The 3,022-nt window shown below is 62.9% G+C and carries 4 protein-coding genes and 1 pseudogene; all 5 read right to left on the reverse strand.

The window, feature by feature from the left end; genetic code table 11:
• Positions 1 to 204 (reverse strand): annotated as a pseudogene (locus ABJK70_RS22680) (hypothetical protein); the annotation flags it as partial.
• A 10-nt stretch (positions 205 to 214) separates the two neighbouring features.
• On the reverse strand, positions 215 to 973 hold the full coding sequence (locus tag ABJK70_RS22685; protein WP_086134205.1) for a transporter: 759 nt from the start codon (positions 971 to 973) through the stop codon (positions 215 to 217).
• A 3-nt stretch (positions 974 to 976) separates the two neighbouring features.
• On the reverse strand, positions 977 to 1,663 hold the full coding sequence (locus ABJK70_RS22690) for a family 16 glycoside hydrolase (protein WP_205780883.1): 687 nt from the start codon (positions 1,661 to 1,663) through the stop codon (positions 977 to 979).
• Positions 1,664 to 1,665: 2 nt separating this feature from the next.
• The gene (locus ABJK70_RS22695; RefSeq protein ID WP_077732422.1) at positions 1,666 to 2,589 is read right to left on the reverse strand and encodes a DUF1259 domain-containing protein; all 924 of its coding nucleotides are present in this window, start codon (positions 2,587 to 2,589) and stop codon (positions 1,666 to 1,668) included.
• A 20-nt stretch (positions 2,590 to 2,609) separates the two neighbouring features.
• Positions 2,610 to 3,022: chromate resistance protein ChrB domain-containing protein (locus ABJK70_RS22700; protein WP_347259224.1), on the reverse strand; the 413-nt coding region annotated here is incomplete at its 5' end.

The raw sequence follows: 3,022 nt of genomic DNA on the forward strand, positions 1-3,022 counted from the left end.
GACGCCGGTACCCTTGGTTTCCTCGGTGTCGTACACCGCTTTGACGCGGATGCCGGTATCCCGCTCGAAATCCTTGAGGATCGGTTCCGAGAACACCTGATCCTCGCTGGCATAGACCACGACCGTGGCTTCCGCGCCCACGGCAGTCCGGGCGAGCGCCAGGCTCAGCAGCAGCGATAGCCATCTGTAGGGTTGCATTGTCATCGTTGCCTCCTTAAGGGTTTGGCGAAAACAGCAGTTTCAGGCCGATGAACAAAGTCAGTTCCGGCTCGTCCCGGAACGAGCGGCCGGCGGACACCATCAACACCCGGCCGGGGGCCATGACCCACTTTCCGCCCAGGTTGAAGCCGGCGTTGGGCTCGCCGCCGGGGGATGGGGACGTAATGGCGAACACCTCGCCGCCGAGCTTGAGCCGCTTGCCCACGGCGTGCTCCAAGGCCAAACCGAAAAACCAGTAACTTTTGCCCTCGGCCCCGGCCCACAGCTTGTAACGCGCATCGCCGTAGATCACGGTGTCGCCCCACTGCTTCTGATAGAGCAGCGGCAATTGCAGGGTCGCGCGCCCGGCACCGAGGCCCCTTTTCTCGTCTCCCGTGGGCAGGGTGAGCTGGGGGTTGATGCCGAAATACCCCGCTTCGGCGTCGAGGCCGAAGCGCCGCTTGTACTCGAACAGCACATCGCCCACGCCGGAGCGCAATCCGCCTTCGGCGGGGAGCCTGTAGGGCGCGGGCAGCTCGATGCTGAGCTGGGTGTAAGGGTCGTAGCCGTAATTGACGTCCACGCGCACGAATTCGCCGATCGCCGAACCATCCCGGCTGCGTTCCATGAACCAGGGCAGGTTGATCTCCCACTGGCCCGGTTCCGGCGGGTCGGGATCGTTGGTGAAGAAGGGCGGGCCGCCGAAGGCGGAGGCCGATCCGGCCAAAACCAAAGAGAAGACCCACCGAGTGGACGCCGGCGTGCCACGGCCCATCGATTATCGGGCGGTCACCACCAGATCGTCGAACGAACTGGCCGCATCCGCCTTGCTCCAAAAGCCGATCCCGCCCGCCTTCATAAAGGTTCTATCGGTAGTCTCCAGATATTTCCGGTCGTTCAAATAGGCTTCGATCTTGTCTCCCTGCTGAACGATCTTCAACCGGAACCATTCGCCGGATTTCACGCCGGAGATGTTCGCGCTGTCCAGTTGCTTGCGCCGCCCGTCCTTCACGAAGTACAGGCGGATGTTGTCTTCCAGGGGGTTATAGCGGGCGACGTAATAGTTATTGGCGTCCTGCACCCGCCAGATGAGACCACCCCCCTGATCTTCCTTGCCGCCGTCGGCGCGGAGGCTGACTTCGATGGCGCCGTCCCGGAATTTCACCGCGTTCGTCCAGCACAAGTTAAAAACATCCCCGGAATCGTCGTGAATCTTCGTGATCGCCAGAACATGGGGCGCGCTCGGCGCCTTGGGATCGGCCTTGACTTGCCACTCCGCCGGGGGACCGCCGGGATTCGTGGCCGCGATGGTCCAGCCGGGCGGAATGCCGCCCGGCGTCAGTTCATCGAAGCTCAGCCGGGATACCGCGGGACTCGTAGCCGCTTTCTCCTCGGCCGAGACCAGACCGGTGAATGTGCACAGCCCGAGGCACACAGCCAAATGGATGAGTTGTTTTGTCGCCATGATCAAGGGTTTCTCCTCTGGGTTTCCAAGGCGGATTGGAGCGCCCGCGCCAAATCGACCGTGGGGCCGACGCCCCAGTAGTGCAGGAAGACCGTTCGTGGCGATTCCATGGTCATGTGGCTGTGGATCGCTACGATCTGGATGCCGGCGCGGCGCAGCGCTTTGAGCACCGGCTGCAGTTCGTCCTCGCACATGACGAAGTCACCGTCGACGACCGCTTGCTCGTCGCTGCCTGCGAACGCGGCCCAGGTGTTGACGCCCATCGTGCTGCCGAGGGTGTTACCTTCCATGGTCGTGGTTCGCCCGAGGGTGATCTTGAAGACGCCTCCGGCCAACTCGCCTTTGGCGCCGATGACCGCCTCGATTTTCTTGGGATCGAGCGAGGTTTGGGCGGGGTCGATGGCAGCGAAGGGTACCTCGCCTCGGCCGCCGCGGGTCTCCTCGACTTTGGCGAATACCTCGCCCACGGCGGCCGCCAGCTTTTCTTCATCCCCCGTGCCGCCGATGTGCATGAACATCACCTTGGGGGAATCCCAGAAGAAATGGTTGTGCAGGGCGGTGATTTCGAGGCCGTTGTCGAGGGCCACGCTCATGACCGGATTCACCTGATCTTCGAGCAGGACCATGTCGCCCATGACCAGGGTTCGGCCCCCCGCCTTCATGAACGCGGCCCACGAGGTCAGCCCCAGGGGCGGCGTCATTTTGACGCCCGCCGCGGTCACCCGGAGATCGGCGCGTGGCTGGCTGACTTTGAATACGCCCTCCTTTTCGTCCAGTTTCCCTTTGACGCCGGTCAGCCGCTCGATTCTTGCCGTATCGAGCCCTTGCCCGCCGCTGGGGGCCTCCGCCGCAGCCGGGCCGGGCAAGAGGTTCAAGAGCGTTATCATGAAGATGGCGGTCAAGCGGTAAATCGTATCTCTGTTCATGGAGAATACCTCGATCGGTCTCACAGTGTGTTCACCGTTTGCCGGCAATAGGCATAAAGGGCCTCGTAGACGATGAATTCCTTTTCCAGAATCTCCCCATCATCCTTCAGTCCCAGGTGCTGAAATCCCTCGGCGATGGCCTTGAGCCCCGCGGCTTCCGGCCGCCCGTAGAGGTCCTGTTTCACGTCCGCGCCGTGCACGATTCTCGCGAGCAGGGCCACGGCGGGATCGTCGATCCGGTACTTGGCCACGACCGCCTCGAAACTGCACCGGCCCTCGTGGTGCCCGAGTTCCACGCCGGGGACATCGAAAGGAATAGCGCCGTGTCGCTCGGCCACCGCCAGGACCTGGTCGGCCGGAACGAACAAGAACTCGGCCTCAGGGTCAATGAACTTTTTGATGAGCCAGGGGCAGGCCACCCGGTCCACCTTAA

Source organism: Methylocaldum sp., assembly GCF_039794385.1.
Classification (GTDB): Bacteria; Pseudomonadota; Gammaproteobacteria; order Methylococcales; family Methylococcaceae; genus Methylocaldum.